Genomic DNA, 14614 nt, shown 5'->3' with positions numbered 1-14614 from the left:
CCAATATCGATGGAAAAGGTGCGGCACGTGCGATCCATCTGGAACGGCACCGTCTCGTTCGGCCTGGTCAGCATCCCCGTCAAGCTGATGAACGCCACCGAGAACCACTCGATCTCCTTCCGTCAGATCCATCTGGAGGACGACGGCCGCATCCGCTACCGGAAGTTCTGCGAGCTGGAGGACTGCGAGGTCTCGCCGGCGGAGATCGGGAAGGGATACGAGGACGCGGACGGCACGGTCGTCCCGATCACCGACGAGGATCTGGCGAAGCTGCCGCTCCCGACCGCCAAGACCATCGAGATCGTGGCTTTCGTACCGGCCGACCGGATCGACCCGCTCCAGATGGACACGGCGTACTACCTGTCGGCGAACGGCGTCCCGGCCACCAAGCCCTACGCGCTGCTGCGGGAGGCGCTCAGGCGCAGCGGGAAGGTGGCCGTGGCGAAGTACGCGCTCAGGGGCCGGGAGCGGCTGGGCATGCTCCGCGTGTTCGACGATGTGCTCGCTCTGCACGCGCTGCTGTGGCCGGACGAGATCCGGGCCCCGGAAGGCGTGGCGCCGGACGCCGACGTCCCCATCCGCGACCGGGAACTGGATCTGGCGGACACGTTGATGGACACCCTGGGGGAGGTGGACCTGGACGAGCTGCACGACGAGTACCGCCAGGCGCTGGAGCAGCTGATCACGGCGAAGGCGGAGGGCAAGGAGCTCCCGCAGGCTCCCGAGCCCGAGGGCGGCAAGGTCCTGGACCTGATGGCGGCCCTGGAGAAGAGCGTGAGCGCCGCGCGGGAGTCCCGGGGCGGGGAGCCGGGCCGGGAGGCGGAGGTGAGGCACCTGCCGTCCCGGAAGCCGACGCGTGCGGCCCCGAAGGAGGTCGGCGGCAAGAAGTCGACCTCGACGGCGAAGAAGGCGACGACGAAGAAGGCCGCACCGAAGAAGACGACGGCCGAGGGGAAGCCGACGTCCACGGCGGCGAAGAAGACTACGGCGAAGAAGGCTACGGCGAAGAAGACCGCGGCGGCGAAGAAGTCGACGGCGTCGAAGTCGACCGGAACCGGAACCGGAACCGGAACCGCGACGGGAGCCGGGAAGGAGAAGAAGACGGCGGCGAAGAAGACGGCCGCGGCGAAGAATGCGACCTCGACCGCGAAGAGGGCGGCGGGACGCAAGCGGGCGGGGTGAGGGGGGCGGCTCAGCGCAGCGACCTGAACGCGGCCCGGAGTTCGCTGGTACTGAGCATCAGCACTGAGGCGCAGCGCGGGTGATGTGCGGCAGTGAGGCCTTCCGGCCGATCCGCAGGTCCGCCCCCTGCGGATCGGCCGGAACAGCGGCACGTTCCTGCCGCATCCGGTCGTTGATCCGGGGATCCGGCCGTGTGACCGGACATCCGGGTGCTCAGAACGTGTCCGTCCCGGAGCTCCCGAGCGCGCCCAGAATGCGCTCGGCGGCCAGTGTGGGCGTCAACTCGCCCTCTCGGACTTGCTGTTCGAGGACAGGAGCGAGAGACCGTACCGCCGGATCGGCGTGCAGGCGGCCGAGGAGTTCGTCGCGGACCATGGTCCAGGTCCAGTCGACCTGCTGGTCGCGCCGCTTGGCGACGAGGCGTCCGGTCGAGTCCAGCAGCGTGCGGTGCTGTTCGAGGCGCTCCCAGACGGTGTCCAGCCCCGTCGACTCCCGCGCGCTGCAACTCAGCACGGGCGGAGTCCACACCGCGTCCTTGCCGTGCATCAGCCGCAGCGCTCCCGCCAGTTCACGCGCGGCGGCGCGGGCGTCGCGCTCGTGCGGGCCGTCCGCCTTGTTCACGGCGATCACGTCGGCCAGTTCCAGGACACCCTTCTTGATGCCCTGCAACTGGTCGCCGGTGCGGGCGAGGGTGAGCAGAAGGAAGGAGTCGACCATGTTCGCGACCGCGGTCTCGGACTGGCCGACGCCGACCGTCTCCACCAGGATCACGTCGTAGCCGGCCGCCTCCATCACCACGATCGACTCCCGGGTCGCCTTGGCGACTCCGCCCAGCGTGCCCGCGGTGGGGGAGGGGCGGACGAAGGCCGCCGGGTCCACGGCCAGGCGTTCCATGCGGGTCTTGTCACCGAGGATCGAGCCGCCGGTACGGCTGGAGGAGGGGTCGACGGCGAGTACGGCCACCCGGTGCCCGAGCGAGGTCAGCAAGGTGCCGAACGCGTCGATGAACGTGGACTTGCCCACGCCGGGCACCCCGCTGACGCCGATCCGCCGCGCCCGGCCGCTGTGGGGGAGGAGTTCCGTCAGCAGCTCCTGGGCCAGCGCCCGGTGCTGGGGGCGGGTGGACTCGACGAGCGTGACGGCGCGCGCGATGACGGCCCGCTTCCCGTCGAGGACACCCTTCACATATGTGCCGAGGTCGGTCGCCATGGGCTTCAGAGATCGTGCCCGAGGTCGGCCGACAGCCGCTGCACCAGGTCGTACGCCGCGTCCGGGATCACCGTCCCGGGCGGGAAGACGGCCGCCGCGCCCATCTCCAGGAGCGTGGGCACGTCCTGCGGCGGGATCACCCCGCCGACCACGATCATGATGTCCTCGCGCCCCTCCTCGGCGAGCTGGTCGCGCAGCGCCGGCACCAGGGTGAGATGACCTGCGGCCAGCGAGTTGACGCCGACGATGTGCACATCCGCCTCGACGGCCTGGCGGGCCACCTCGGCCGGGGTCTGGAACAGCGGGCCGACGTCCACGTCGAAACCGAGGTCGGCGAACGCGGTGGCGATCACCTTCTGGCCGCGGTCGTGGCCGTCCTGGCCCATCTTGGCGACCAGGATCCGCGGGCGCCGGCCCTCGGCCTCCGCGAAGGCGGACACCAGGGTGCGCGTGCGGTCCACGGACGAGGACTCTCCTGCTTCGTTGCGGTACACGCCGGAGATCGTACGGATCTGCGCCGCGTGCCGGCCGTACACCTTTTCCAGGGCGTCGGAGATCTCCCCGACGGTCGCCTTCGCGCGGGCCGCGTGCACCGCCAGCTCCAGCAGATTGCCGTCGCCGCCGCCGGCGGCCCGGGTCAGCGCGTCCAGCGCGTCCCGGCAGGCGGACTCGTCGCGCTCCGCGCGCAGCCGCCGCAACTTCTCGATCTGCTGGGCGCGTACGGAGGAGTTGTCGACCTTGAGGACCTCGATCTGCTCGTCGCTGTCCACAAGGTACTTGTTGACGCCGATCACCGGCTGGCGTCCGGAGTCGATGCGGGCCTGGGTGCGGGCCGCGGCCTCCTCCACCCGCAGCTTGGGGATGCCGGCGTCGATGGCCTGCGCCATCCCGCCCGCCTGCTCGACCTCCTGGATGTGCTGCCAGGCCCGGCGAGCGAGGTCGTACGTCAGCTTCTCCACGTACGCGCTGCCGCCCCACGGGTCGATCACCCGGGTCGTGCCGGACTCCTGCTGGATGAGCAGCTGCGTGTTGCGGGCGATGCGCGCGGAGAAGTCCGTGGGCAGCGCGAGCGCCTCGTCGAGGGCGTTGGTGTGCAGCGACTGGGTGTGGCCCTGGGTGGCCGCCATCGCCTCGATGCACGTACGCGTGACGTTGTTGAACACGTCCTGCGCGGTCAGCGACCAGCCGGATGTCTGCGAATGGGTGCGCAAGGAGAGCGACTTGCCGTTCTTCGGCTCGAACTGCCTGACCAGTTTCGCCCACAGCAGCCGTGCCGCCCGCAGCTTGGCGACCTCCATGAAGAAGTTCATGCCGATCGCCCAGAAGAACGACAGCCGGGGCGCGAACGCGTCCACGTCCAGGCCCGCCTCCCGGCCGGCCCGGATGTACTCCACCCCGTCCGCGAGCGTGTACGCCAGCTCCAGGTCGGCCGTCGCACCCGCCTCCTGGATGTGATAGCCGGAGATCGAGATGGAGTTGTAGCGGGGCATCCGCTGCGAGGTGAAGGCGAAGATGTCGGAGATGATCCGCATCGACGGCTTCGGCGGATAGATGTAGGTGTTGCGGACCATGAACTCCTTGAGGATGTCGTTCTGGATGGTCCCCGCCAGCTTCTCCGGCGGCACGCCCTGCTCCTCCGCCGCCACGATGTACAGCGCGAGCACGGGCAGCACGGCGCCGTTCATCGTCATCGACACCGACATCCGGTCCAGCGGGATGCCGTCGAACAGCTGCCGCATGTCGTAGATCGAGTCGATCGCCACGCCGGCCATGCCGACGTCACCGGTCACCCGCGGGTGGTCGCTGTCGTAGCCGCGGTGCGTGGGCAGATCGAAGGCGACCGACAGGCCCTTCTGGCCGGCCGCCAGGTTGCGCCGGTAGAAGGCGTTGGACTCCTCGGCCGTGGAGAAACCGGCGTACTGGCGGATCGTCCACGGCTGGTTGACGTACATGGTCGGATACGGTCCGCGCAGATACGGCCCGATACCCGGATACGTGCCCAGGAAGTCCAGGCCCTCCAGGTCGCGGCCGGTGTAGAGCGGCTTGACCGGGATGCCCTCCGGGGTCTCCCAGAGCAGGTCGTCTCCGCCGGCCGCCCTCTTGACCGCCGTACGCCACTCGTCGGCGCCGCCGTCGGCGGCCGGGGTCCCCAGCTCGATTCCGGAGAAGTCGGGGATTCCCATCAGGACACTCCCATGCGGTCGAGGGTGGCGGAGAGCACGGCCACGGCGTCGCAGCCGGCGAAGACATAGGCGTCGACACCGGGGTACTGCCCGGGACGCCCGGCGAGGAACACATGCGCGGCACCCGCCGACCTCAGCTCCGCGGCCACCGCCGCGGCCCGCTCCTCGTACAGCGTGTCGCTGGAGCACAGACAGACCTCTGCGGCGCCGCTGTCCTCGAACGTGCCCTCCGTGACGGGCTCGATCCCGCCCGCCTGGAAGAGGTTCGAGGCGAAGGTGAGGCGGTTGGTGTGCGCGGCGGCCGGGCCGATCGCGGCGAGGAAGATCCGGGGGCGGGAGCCGGTGGCGGCGAGGTGGGCGTCGGAGCGGGCGCGCAGCGTCTCGTACGCCTCGTCGCGGCGCACACGCGGCAGCCCGCCGGACGGCGGCTCGGGCGCGCTCTCACGCACGACCGGCTTCTCCGCGAGGTTCGGGAACTCGCTGACGCCGGTGACGGGCTCGCGCCGCTTGGCCAGCTTGCCGGTACGAGCCTGCCAGGTGTCGGCCAGTTCCTGCCCGAGGTGCCCCGACCGCAGGGCGGCCGCCTGCCCGCCGGCCCGCTCGATCCCCCGGAAGAACTGCCAGCCTGCGTCCGCGAGTTCGTCGGTGAGTCGCTCCACGTACCAGGAACCGCCGGCCGGGTCGATCACCCGGGACAGGTGCGACTCCTCGATGAGGATCGTCGAGGTGTTGCGGGCGATACGCCGTGCGAACGCGTCCGGCAGGCCCAGGGCGTGGTCGAAGGGCAGCACGGTGACCGAGTCGGCCCCGCCCGCCCCTGCGGCCAGGGTGGCGATGGTCGTGCGCAGCATGTTCACCCAAGGGTCGCGGCGCGTCATCATCACCGGCGAGGTCACGGCATGCTGGAGCTGCGCCCCCGCACGCGGGGCCCCGCAGACCTCGGCCACTCTCGCCCACAGCCTGCGCGCGGCCCGCAGCTTGGCGATCGTCAGGAACTGGTCGGCCGTCGCCGCATACCGGAACTCCAGCTGTGCACACGCCTGTTCGACGCTCAGCCCCGCGTCCGTCAGCTCCCGCAGATACGCCACCGCGGTGGCCAGCGAACAGCCCAGCTCCTGGGCGGCCGAGCCGCCGGCCTCGTGGTACGGCAGCGCGTCCACGGTCAGCGCCCGCAGCCCCGGGTACTCCGCGGCGCACTGCAGCGCAAGACCGGCCGCCGGCGCGAACTCGCCACGCTGCCCGGTACGGGCCTCGTGGCCGAGCGGATCCGCGCCCAGGTTGCCGCGCGCCGCTTCCGGGGCGACGCCCCGCTCCTCGTACAGCCGCAGCAACCCCCGCGCGGCGGGCTCGACATCGCGCCCCGCGTCGAGGACGACGGGTGCCAGGTCGAGATAGACGCCGTCGAGGACCCTGCCGAGCGCCGGCACCGGGATGCCGCCTTCCCCGAGGGTCAGCCAGAGGGAGGTGACGCCGTTCTCCAGGTCCGCGAGCACCGCGCTGCCGTCGGCCACCGTGTGCCGCTGCCGTACGTCCCACCCGCCGACCGTGTTCCCCTCGGCACGGCCGCCGCGCACGAAGGGCGCGAACCCCGGGAAGCCCGGCTCGGGCGCGGAATCGCGCGCGGTGTACAGCGGCCGGGTGGTGAGCCCGTCCTCCAACGCGGTGAACAGGGCTTCCTCGGCCTCGGCGCCCTCGACGTCCTTGCCCGACTTGCGCAGGACACCCGCCACAAGGCGCTGCCACTGCTCGTGGGGCACGTCAGGGAACTCGCCGGCCAGCTCAAGCCCGTCGTCAGGCAGGACCGTCATGCTCGGATGCTAGGACACAGGCACATAGGAGCAGCAGAGGGCACGGCTGTGACCTTGCACTCCTCGTGGACCTTGGCCTCCTCAGGTCTGTGAGCAAGGTTCCGTTGAGGTCCAGGCGACCGCCCTGCCGCTACGGCATCGGGCACGCGTCGGCGAGTGCCGGGTGCCGCGGGGCGGGCAAGACAACCGGGGCAGGCCGTTCTCCGGGCGGAGGGAACGCGGTCTGGCCCCGGCCCCGGCACCGGAAGAAGTCCAGTGCCGTGCCGTCCTGATGGCCCGTCACCGTCCATGGGCGGTGGTCGAGGGCGCGCAGCAGCAGGACGTCCGGCAGCCGGGTGCCCACACCACCGCCCCGCGCGGCCGGCGCGCCCACGACACCCGTGATCCGCACGGCACCGGCGAGCCACTCCCGCGAGCGCTGCGTCCCCGGTGCCCGGTGCTCCGGACAGGGATGGCACAGCGCACGGCCGTGCCGCACCGCGGATGCACGAACTCCTCGACGACGTCGAGCGCCGCCTCGCCTTGGTGGACGGTGGTAACGACCTCCATGATCCCCTCTGCCCCCCCCGGCCGGGATCGTCACCCATGGCGGCACCGGGCGTCCATCACGCCGGTTGCGATCGAATCTCTGGCGCCCGCCACGGATCCATGAGTGGCTAGGGTGCGGTGCGGATACGACGCGATAAGGGGGAACCGTGGCCAAGGTCAATATCAGTCTCGACGCCGAGCTGGCGGTGGAAGCGATGGTGCTGGCCGGGATCGGCTCGCCCCAGGACGCGATCGAGGCGATCGTGCGGGACTACATCGCCCGTGGCCACCGCACGGAGGCCCGCACCGAGCTCAAGGATCAAGGCCTGCGCGAGCTCGACGTCAAGGCACAGGATCCGCAGGGCTGAGGCAGGTCCACATTCACCTCCGGCCTCCCCGGTAGTCGCGGAGGCGGCAGTGACCGGGTGCGTTCGATGCCGCCGATGCCCACCGTGCGGCGAAGGCTTTTCGGTCATTCCCGAGACGCCGGACCATCGAGCCAGGATCGACGGACCTTCGCGCCACTCGTGACGAGCGAAATCCACCCGCACCGTTCCGATAACATGATCGAATCACGACGAGCGCCCTCATCGCCCGTCCTTCACCGGAAAACCGCTCTATCCGGCATGAAAGCGACCTATTTAACCAACATCTAACAAATCGGCCAAACGATTGATACCTACAACGTCGCGGGTGTTTTCGCGAATAAGCAACAGCATCAAGCTCACCGCGTGGCGTCGGCCACGGGTGGTGCTGTGGGCCGCGGCGGGTGCGGTGGTCCTCGGATTCCTCATCGTGCTGGAGATCGCCGCGCGCCACTACGGCCTGCCGGGGCCGATCACCAACCAGCTGCAAGAGGTGATATTCCCGCCCAAATCAGGGCCATTGTTGTACGCCAGCATGGCGTTGATGATGGTGGTGCTCACCTGGCGGCAACGGTTCATCGCGGCCGGTGCCGCGATCGGCATCGACATCGCCTTCCTTCTGGTGCGATGGGCGGCCGGTGCGAAGGTGGCCGACGGCCACCCCTTCGGCAACGGCGCGTTGTGGGTGATCCTGGGCTATGCGGTCATCGCCGTCACGCGGCGCACGGGCCGGGAACGTGTCCTGCTGCTGAAGGGCGTCGGGCTGGGCCTGCTGCTGGTGGCCGGCCGCAAGACCGGCGATACCTGGCTACTCATCACGTCGAAGACCCGCCCGGCGGTGCTCGACCAGTACGTGTCGATCGCCGATCACGCGCTGGGCAACCCATCGTGGCTGGCAGGCCGGATCGTCGCGGCCACCGGCCCGATCGGCGCCCATGTTCTCGACTACGTCTACGTTCAGCTTGCGGTGGCCGCGGTCGTCGTCACGCTGTACCAGCTGCGCGACGTGGCGGTCGAGCGCCGCTTCCCGGGCCACCATCTGGTGCGCACCTTTCTGGTCATCGGCCTCCTCGGGCCGGGCATCTACATGATCTTCCCGGTGGTCGGACCGGTCTTCGCCTACGGCACCGGCGCCTTCGGCACCGGCGGCGCGCACTGGGCGGTGGCCAACCTGTGGCCGCACACGCCGCCACCGCTCCATACGCCGCACCCGATGGCATTCGACGAGATCACCCCACGCAACTGCATGCCCAGCCTGCACACGGCGTGGGCCACCGCGATTTTCATTCATACCCGCAAAAGCCCACGGATCCTGCGATTCGCAGGCACGTTCTGGCTGATTGCCACGCTCGGCGCAACGCTGGGATTCGGCTACCACTACGGCGCGGATCTCGTTGCCGGCGTGGTGTTCACCCTCACGATCGAGGCAGGGCTGCGCTCGCTCGAACGCGGCTGGGACCGGTCAGGAACCCAGCTGGTCATCTACGGCGCAACGGTCTTCGCCGCGCTCTTGCTGTCATATCGCTATCTGCCGATGGAGATGGCCAGACATCCGTGGGTGTTCGGGCCACTTCTCATTCTGGCGATGACATCAGTGGTCCACGGCTACGTACGGACCACCAGACTGTGGGAACCGACGGCTGCACCAGTGCGGCAACCGGAACCGCAACCCGAACCAGCTTGAGTGCCTCCCCCTGTTCCTCGCCCGCGATCCACCGGTCGCCGAGCGCCGACTTCCGCACGGCGCGCTGCTCAACCACCCGGCGGGCGAACCGCGGCCGTGCGCCTGCAGTGTCCGTGAGTACCGGGTCCGGTGAACCGGGGCGCCCCAGCCTTGCGTCGCCGTCGGACCACGACCGCCTCGCGCTTTGCTCCCTGCGCCGGCTCGAGGAGCACGGCGTCCTGGAACGCCGCCTCTACCAGGAGCGGCCGGACCGCTACGAATACGTCTTGACCGACAAGGGCCTCGATCTGTGGCCCGGGCTGAACCATCTGCTGCAGTGGGGAGACAGGTACTACCCGGCCCCGGGCGGGCCTCCCGTGACGGTCACGCACGACGCCTGTGGCGGCCAACCTGACCGGCACCAGACGCGTGACCGCTGCGGTGCCGCGCTGGGCCCGCAGAACACCACCGGCTTCAGCCGGGTGCGCCGGGACAGTTGATGCCCTGTGCCGTGCCTGTCCGACGCGTGGCGGCCCGCATCAGCTTGAGCGGAGCCCGCGGCGATGCGCAGGCTGCGGATGCCGTCGGCGGCGGGGCTTGATCAGTCGCTTTCCCGGTATTTCATGAACCAGTGGGTGTCGAAATAGCGGGCCATCGTGAACGGGTGGTGCAGGTCGACGAGGATACGGCAGACGAACTCCGCGGCCTGGCAGTCGAAGGGGACGTCCTCGCCGTCGAAGGACCGGACCACGACGGGCCAGCGGTCGGGGTCGTCGCCGTCGGCCCTCCAGCAGTACAGGTCCTCGTGCTCAGTGCCCGCCCAGATGAGCAGCCTGTCCTCCCTGAGACTCGTCCACGGCTCCTGGTTCAGGTCCAGATATCCGTCGAAGGCGCCCTTGCCGAATGTCTCGACCATGCGCTTGTAGTCGCTCGGCAGCGCGGTGCCCAGGCGCGACTCCACCTCCGCCCAGTCCACGTCAGGCCGCTGGGCGGGCTGTGTCCAGCCGGTGATCCGTATCAGCCGCTCCATCCAGTCGACGTCGTCGTCCGGAGCCACCGCCGAGGGTTCGGGCACCTCCCTGTGAGCGACCACCAGCACCGGCCGCTCGCTCGCCTCCGCGTCCCGCGCCGTACCCGTGCCGACCCACTGATCCCCGTACGCCCACGCCCGTATCGTCACCGCCCGGTCCTCGAAGGGAACGAGGAGAGCCGCGCCCCTGGACTCGTCGACCGTCGGATCGGTGAAGCCGTCGAGGACGAGGGTGCGCGGGGCACCGTACCTGCTGGCGAGCAGGTCGGTCAGATCCTGCGAGTCCAGGTCGCTGGACAGATACATGTAGCCGTCCGCCGGACCGAGTTGGGCCAGCAGGTCGTTGACGGTCGCTTGCGTGAGCTCCATGGCGGACAGTGAAGCGCACCGCACTGACAATGGACGTTCATTCAGCGAGTCTGCGGTGGCATATGAGGGTCGCCGCAATGGCGGTGACGGCGAGAAAGTGTCCGGGTATGGGCTAAAGGGTGTTGCAGAAGGCCGCTGATCGGAGCACCTTCCTTGTATGGATGGTGTGTTGACGGCTGAGCGGACGTGGGTGTACACGTTCACCGGCCTGCGTGCGGATCAGTTCGGGCGGCTGCTGAAAGCGGTCCGGGAACGGGGCGGCGAGAGCTGTGGATGGGGCCGTCCGTGGCGGCTGCCACTGGCTGAACGGGTGCTCCTGGTGACTGTCTACTACCGCACGAACCTCACCATGCGGTAGCTCGTGCCGCTGTTCGCCCCTTTCCCGGACGTCACCTGCGGCGATGCTCCAAGGTCCCGTCCACGCCTCGTCCACAGATCCCGGCATACGGCCGCTCAGGGCGGCATACGGCTGCGCAACACGCAGACCCCCGCCTCAGCTTTTCCGCAGATGACGGGGTCTTTGGGCACCTCATAGTGGGGGCCCCGGCCGGGGCGCTCGGAGCGTGAGGTGGGCAGAACCGCTGGTCGACGGCGGGAAGTCGGTCATTCAAACGGTCGTGTTGCCAATTGCCTCCATTCGGAGGGGGCTCGGTCGCAGGTGTGAAGCCGAATGTTTCGGTGTGTAGTCGGGCTCAGATGATCTTTCTGGCGGCGTCGCAGATCTCATCGACACGCTCGGGCTGGAGATGAGGACGTGCATAGTTCGTGGCTCGGATCGACTGGAGGAACTCCGCGGGGAGGGCGACGTGGTAGCCGTGGAGGTAGAAGCGGAGGTCTCCGCGCCACACCCACTCGCCATCGGTGAACAGGGAGTCACCACCGAGGATCTGTTCTCCGCTGCCGAGCACGTCGTCGGACTTCCCCATGACGCTCAAGATCTCGTGACCGGCCTTCAGGTAGGCGAGGATTTTCTGCTCGTCGGGTTCCGGCGCCTCCCGTACGAAGTTGCGGATGGGCCCGTCCGGGGTGCCGGCGTGCTTGCCCCACAGCTCTGCGTAGAAGCCGAGGATCTTCATGCTGTCCTTCGTCCTGTCTCTAGGAAACCAGCGGGAGGAAGGTCCGCCAGTAGCCTCCGTCGAAGATGATGGGCTCTTGCCCATCGCCTCCACCCCTCATAATGCCGACCTTTTTGGTGGGCGCTTTGACGGGGACGCCGAGCTGATTGGCAACTTGTTGCGCTGCTGGTAGTGCGTCGGCGCTGGGGTCGACCGTGCCGGAGTGGCAGGAGATAAGTCGTACCGGCCCGCCGTCGTAGTTCGGGTTGTTGCGTATGGCGTCCACGATGTGCGACGGGTGAGACTCTCCTCCGGGGAAGTCGTTCCCTGCGGGGTTGATGCGGCCGGGTTCGAAGTAGCCCTGCGGATTCCCATGGACGACGACGTCGTGGTAGCCGGGTTTCGGAGCAACCTTGTCGAAGTTGCTCATGGTGGCCCGGTCGTAGCCGACGGCCGTGGAGCCGGAGCGGTGGTAGACGGGATCACCGGTTGGCAAGACGCCGTCGCCCGGGGTTTTCGGTGGGGCCGCGTAGGTGGACTGTTCCGAGTTCCTCCAGGCCTGCTCGCGGCGGGTGCCGAGCTTCTCGGTCGTGGTTCCGCTCTTGGCGGCGGCGCCGCTGACGGCGCCCAGGGCGACGTTGAGGGGATTGATGCGGCCGCCGTTGAACAGCGCGTCCTGGCCTGTGGCCACCGCGGCGCCGAAAGCCATCCGACCGGGGGCGGTGTCAAGCCCGGTGGAGATTCTTCCGACGGCGTTGAGTGCGGTGGAGGCGTTCTCGGCGCTGTCGGCGGCCTCCGCGGCGGCGCGTGCGCCCGAGCCCAGTCCTCCGGTCACGCCGCCGGTGAGTCCCCCGATCTCGGCGGAGGAGAGGAGTTCGGTGCCGGAGAAGCCGCCGTCGCCGAAGGCGACACGGACGGGCTGGGCGACCGCCAGGTCGACGGTGACCGATTCGGCGACGCCGAAGGCCACGCCGGTGAGGGTGGTGGCGGCGATGGAGGCGATGGACTCGGAGACGGCTACGCCGATGGCGTCCGCGGCAGCGACGACCCGGCCGCGGTGCCCGCGGCGACGGCCTCAGAGGCGCCGAAAGTGACGAAGGCCAGCGCAGTGCCGACGACCAGGGAGCCGCCGACGATCGCGGCTTCCTCCTCCAGCTTGTGAACCGCCTTGTCGATCTCGTCGGCGAAGTCGTCGAGCGCCTGGGCCAGCTGACGGCAGGCCTGGGCTGTGTCCGGCAGCCAGCCCTTGCCGCCTGCGTAGTAGCGCGACCAAAAATGCCCGAAGGCGTCGATGGCCGGCCCCGAGTTCCCGCCGATCACGGTCTGCGCGGCGCGATTGGTTGAGGCGGTCACCTCGTCGATCACCTCGGCCAGGGTCCGCCAGGCGTCGGCGGCATGCCGCAGTCTCCCGCTGTCGCCGTCGGGCCACCACATGCCGGTGGTCTTCCGGACAACCTTGGCTGCCTCGGACTCACTCATCCCCGTCGATCCCCCGTAGGACTCAGCGCAGGTGGTTCAGAATCGCCGCATTGTGCGCGTCGGTGTCAGCGTGGTTCGCCGCATGCGTGGTCAGGCCCTCGTGGATGCTGTTCAACCCGGCGACGAGGATGCCCAGGGCCTTGAGAACCACGTCGTCCTGCGGAGAATAGGCAGCGCCAAATTGAGCGCCCTGCTTGTCGGAGCCCCAAGGAGCGCCCAGCCCGTCGAGTGAACTCTGCAGCCGGCGCAAGGCGTTGGTCAGGTCGTCGCTCCCAGCGGCGAACGTCGGCGCCTGTGCCGTGATCTCGTCCGGGTGGATCGATATGTCGCCGGACGCCCCCATAGGCCGTTCCCTCCCCGTACTGCCTGTGTGTACATCTGATCCTAAGAGGGGCGCGAGTTGTCCTCGGCTTGGCAGGACCCGATTCAGCCAGGCACGGCGGAAGACGGGCGACTCTTCTTCAGCGAGAAGGGCTCAGTCGTCCCTTCCTCGGCCTACTACCGTGTGTGGCAAGAGGCTCGGCTCCTGGCGCTCCCGCCGACTGTCGCGGCCTCGCCGCTCGCGAGTAGGCCGTACGACCTTCGGCACTCGGCGCTGTCGAGGTGGCTCAACACCGGAGTTGATCCCGCCGAGGTTATCGAGCGTGCCGGCGACAGCGCTGAGGTCCTGGTGACCCGCTACGCGAAGTGCCTCGACGGACGGCAAAACGTCGTCAACCGGCGTATCAAGGACCTCCTGCGCGAATGCGAGTGACAGACCCGATCATTTGTGAGGCCCCTGAGCGTCCTGCCCAGGGGCCTCGGCGTCTGGTCTGTGCGTCATGCGGACCGGCTGGCTCGGGTCTGCTCTGAGTGGAGTTGGCGTTCAACGCTTCTTCGCTCACTGTCGAGGGCAGCGAGACCCCGCATGCGAGACCGCTCGAAGTCAGGCTTTACCTCGACGCCGAGGTCATGTCGCAAGGCGACCCGCAGTAGATACACGCCGTCGGACAGCGGGCCGCTGAACCAAGCATTCGCCCGGCTGTATGCGGCATCTGGGCTGAGGCTGATCGGCAACTGCTTCACGAGGGTGTATCCGACGCCGAGAGCCCTATTCAGGGCTGAGGTCACTTCCAACAGGTCCTTCGACAGTGCCATCTACGCCTGAGAGTATTCCTCCGCCCAGGCTTCTTTGGCAGCGTCGAGGAGCGCAGAATCGACGTCTTCACCTCGCTCCGTTGCCCGGACTGCATCTCGGGCAGCGACCCGATACGCACGAGCGGTGGCGTTCAGGCGGGCATACAGATCACGTCTTGCTTGCTGGACTCTGTCGTCGCGGTCCTGGGCGCGTTGTTGATCAGCACGCTTTTCGCGCTTCTGGCTGGCGAGCTCGTTGAACATCGCTCCGCCCAGAGTTCCTCCAGCGGTGATCAGCCCAACGGCCACAGCGGATAGGTCCATGATGAGTCCCCCTAACTCGTCTGTTCGCCTGCCTGGAGCCGGCGATTGATGGCGGCCTCGACAGCTCTCGCCGCCAGCCTGGCGCCCCCGCCCCAGCGGGCCTACAGGCCAGAACGACGATAGCGAGGGGCAGGCCTGCTCGACTCGGATCAGGCTCATCACCTGCGGCAACGCCCCAAGATCCCGTCCACGCCCCGTCTACAGACCCCGACATACGCCCGCTCCGGGCCGCATACGCCTGCACAAACACGAAGACCCCGGCCTCAGCGTTTGCGCTGGTGACGGGGTCTTTGGGCACCTCAT

General features: G+C 68.8%; 14 protein-coding genes and 2 pseudogenes. 6 read left to right on the top strand and 10 right to left on the bottom strand.

The features are described 5' to 3' along the window. Positions 1-18: 18 nt before the first annotated feature. Entirely contained in the window at positions 19-1182 is a 1164-nt protein-coding gene (locus ABZ876_RS00645) for a Ku protein (RefSeq protein WP_361772292.1), read from the top strand. Between the two features lie 213 nt (positions 1183-1395). On the opposite strand, the gene meaB is transcribed toward ABZ876_RS00645, so the two are convergent. The 4 genes from meaB to ABZ876_RS00625 form a co-directional block, all read right to left on the bottom strand. Continuing rightward, a complete protein-coding gene (gene meaB, locus ABZ876_RS00640) occupies positions 1396-2391 on the bottom strand; it encodes a methylmalonyl Co-A mutase-associated GTPase MeaB (protein WP_361772290.1) in 996 nt (331 codons plus the stop codon). Positions 2392-2396: 5 nt separating this feature from the next. Beyond that, the gene (gene scpA, locus ABZ876_RS00635) at positions 2397-4574 is read right to left on the bottom strand and encodes a methylmalonyl-CoA mutase (protein ID WP_361772288.1); all 2178 of its coding nucleotides are present in this window, start codon (positions 4572-4574) and stop codon (positions 2397-2399) included. Continuing rightward, positions 4574-6382, bottom strand: coding sequence for a methylmalonyl-CoA mutase subunit beta (locus tag ABZ876_RS00630; RefSeq protein WP_361772286.1), 1809 nt, complete (start codon positions 6380-6382; stop codon positions 4574-4576). The genes scpA and ABZ876_RS00630 overlap by 1 nt, the downstream gene beginning before the upstream one ends. Positions 6383-6512: 130 nt before the next feature. Beyond that, positions 6513-6860, bottom strand: a complete 348-nt coding sequence (locus ABZ876_RS00625) for a hypothetical protein (protein ID WP_361772284.1) — start codon at positions 6858-6860, stop codon at positions 6513-6515. A 217-nt stretch (positions 6861-7077) separates the two neighbouring features. Here ABZ876_RS00625 and ABZ876_RS00620 point away from each other — a divergent pair, with 217 nt between their 5' ends. The 3 genes from ABZ876_RS00620 (at position 7078) to ABZ876_RS00610 (ending at position 9438) form a co-directional block, all read left to right on the top strand. Then, on the top strand, positions 7078-7278 hold the full coding sequence (locus ABZ876_RS00620) for a DUF2191 domain-containing protein (RefSeq protein WP_361772282.1): 201 nt from the start codon (positions 7078-7080) through the stop codon (positions 7276-7278). Positions 7279-7660: 382 nt separating this feature from the next. After that, entirely contained in the window at positions 7661-8959 is a 1299-nt protein-coding gene (locus tag ABZ876_RS00615; protein ID WP_361773840.1) for a DUF5933 domain-containing protein, read from the top strand. Between the two features lie 113 nt (positions 8960-9072). Beyond that, positions 9073-9438: a helix-turn-helix domain-containing protein gene (locus ABZ876_RS00610; RefSeq protein ID WP_361772280.1), complete on the top strand. Its 366-nt coding sequence runs from the start codon at positions 9073-9075 to the stop codon at positions 9436-9438. A gap of 101 nt (positions 9439-9539) precedes the next feature. On the opposite strand, the gene ABZ876_RS00605 is transcribed toward ABZ876_RS00610, so the two are convergent. Then, positions 9540-10337: an SMI1/KNR4 family protein gene (locus tag ABZ876_RS00605; protein ID WP_361772278.1), complete on the bottom strand. Its 798-nt coding sequence runs from the start codon at positions 10335-10337 to the stop codon at positions 9540-9542. A 157-nt stretch (positions 10338-10494) separates the two neighbouring features. Here ABZ876_RS00605 and ABZ876_RS00600 point away from each other — a divergent pair. Continuing rightward, positions 10495-10692: pseudogene (locus ABZ876_RS00600) on the top strand (IS5/IS1182 family transposase); the annotation flags it as partial. Between the two features lie 337 nt (positions 10693-11029). Here ABZ876_RS00600 and ABZ876_RS00595 read toward each other — a convergent pair. From ABZ876_RS00595 to ABZ876_RS00580, 4 genes are read right to left on the bottom strand one after another with little or no spacing between them, the layout of a single operon-like run. Beyond that, positions 11030-11413, bottom strand: coding sequence for a hypothetical protein (locus tag ABZ876_RS00595; protein WP_361772276.1), 384 nt, complete (start codon positions 11411-11413; stop codon positions 11030-11032). A gap of 19 nt (positions 11414-11432) precedes the next feature. Further along, positions 11433-12362: a hypothetical protein gene (locus ABZ876_RS00590; protein ID WP_361772274.1), complete on the bottom strand. Its 930-nt coding sequence runs from the start codon at positions 12360-12362 to the stop codon at positions 11433-11435. Between the two features lie 47 nt (positions 12363-12409). Then, the gene (locus ABZ876_RS00585) at positions 12410-12871 is read right to left on the bottom strand and encodes a hypothetical protein (RefSeq protein WP_361772272.1); all 462 of its coding nucleotides are present in this window, start codon (positions 12869-12871) and stop codon (positions 12410-12412) included. 22 nt (positions 12872-12893) lie between these two features. Further along, complete coding sequence (locus tag ABZ876_RS00580; protein WP_361772270.1) at positions 12894-13214, bottom strand: WXG100 family type VII secretion target; 321 nt, start codon at positions 13212-13214, stop codon at positions 12894-12896. Positions 13215-13304: 90 nt separating this feature from the next. On the opposite strand from ABZ876_RS00580, the pseudogene ABZ876_RS00575 reads away from it, so the two are divergent. Continuing rightward, positions 13305-13625, top strand: a pseudogene (locus ABZ876_RS00575) (site-specific integrase); the annotation flags it as partial. Between the two features lie 383 nt (positions 13626-14008). Here the strand turns inward: ABZ876_RS00575 and ABZ876_RS00570 are convergent. Continuing rightward, complete coding sequence (locus tag ABZ876_RS00570) at positions 14009-14251, bottom strand: hypothetical protein (protein ID WP_361772268.1); 243 nt, start codon at positions 14249-14251, stop codon at positions 14009-14011. Positions 14252-14614: the final 363 nt, after the last annotated feature.

It is taken from the genome of Streptomyces sp. NPDC046931, from assembly GCF_040644655.1.
Taxonomy (GTDB): Bacteria; Actinomycetota; Actinomycetes; order Streptomycetales; family Streptomycetaceae; genus Streptomyces.
Note: the sequence above shows the minus strand (reverse complement) of the source record. Positions and strands in the feature narration are given on the sequence as shown.